This window comes from Pseudogracilibacillus sp. SO30301A, assembly GCF_037072025.1.
Classification (GTDB): domain Bacteria; phylum Bacillota; class Bacilli; order Bacillales; family Amphibacillaceae; genus Pseudogracilibacillus.
Genome location: NZ_JAXHDD010000136.1, coordinates 1 through 1,214, shown reverse-complemented (window position 1 = coordinate 1,214; position 1,214 = coordinate 1). Strand labels below are relative to the sequence as shown.

The 1,214-nt window shown below is 32.0% G+C and carries 1 protein-coding gene and 1 pseudogene; both read left to right on the top strand.

Features of this window, described 5'->3' with window-relative positions:
• Positions 1 to 354, top strand: a pseudogene (locus SPD89_RS22790) (hypothetical protein); the annotation flags it as partial.
• 14 nt (positions 355 to 368) lie between these two features.
• Positions 369 to 752 (top strand): hypothetical protein, encoded by a 384-nt coding sequence (locus SPD89_RS22785; protein WP_336264235.1) that lies wholly within the window; start codon positions 369 to 371, stop codon positions 750 to 752.
• Positions 753 to 1,214 lie beyond the last annotated feature (462 nt).

Here is a 1,214-nt window from a genome sequence, read left to right as displayed (position 1 = left end):
AGTAACTTTGCTAATAAGAATTTTGCTTCTAGAGATTTACTAGAATCTAATTACGAAAAACATGCAGTTAAAAACAATGAATTCCATGGTGCTTATAATAATGCAGATGAATATATGCAAGGTGCTAGGGATGTTATGAGCAGTGGCATAAAAGTAGGATATCAATATAAAGGTGAAACTCGAACAGGTTACGTGAAGTTTATGGGTAACTCTCGTAAGGGGGATGTAAAATTTGAGTTTGTAGGTACAAATGCCAATGGTGATGTTACAACTTATCATGTAAAACGCGGTGAAGATTTATGGAAATTATTAAATAACAATAAACGGGATAAGACAATTAACCCTTTGGAATAAGGAGGTAGCTTTTCATGCAATATACTGCAAAATTAATAGAATTAAGTCCTTTAATTGAGGAAGAAGCTGTACTTGAAATTAATGGACAAAGATTAGTTGCTTTTATTAATAACTGTCCTTTTGAGATAATTGAAGGTGGACAGTACCTAGTTGAAATGGAATTGGCAATACTTGATGATTTCGTAATTTCTAAGATTGATCAAGATGAAAAAGGTATTGAACAGATAGAAGATAGTTTTTCGTATTTAATTAGAGGCACCTTGAATATTGATACTGGTACTATAGACGCAGGCATATTATTTGAGGTAGATAGTGAATTTCTTTTCGACTATGGATATCTTCATAATCAAAACGTAAAAATTCGGGTGGATAGATTAAGCGTTGATTTTATTGGGTGATATGATGAACCTTGATTGGATTAGTGCCTTTCAAGGTTCTTTCAATAAGTAATATAAAAACTGATATTTGAGTAGGAAAAGACTAATGATTTGTTTGCTAATTCCAATCGACAAGGAATAGTTCTGCGATCAATTCTGGTTGTGCTTTAATTTTACTAGAGGCGACAGAAGACGTGGTACAGTATTACGAAAAGTACGATTTTTATCTATGTTCGTCCAAAAGAAGAATATTACATAATGGTATTAAACACAAAAGAATTGATTGGTCTGTAATAAAACCTCATATTAGAAATGCGAGGTTTTAGTTTGTGTGGAATTATTTCGTTCCTTATGATTTAACGGTAATAAATACTTAAAATTATAAGGAGTGGAGAATTATAGGGTCAAGACAAGAAGCTGGGACATAGTATTTAGCAACTCTTGAGGAAGATGACTATTTAGGATTAACGTCAATTGACTTTT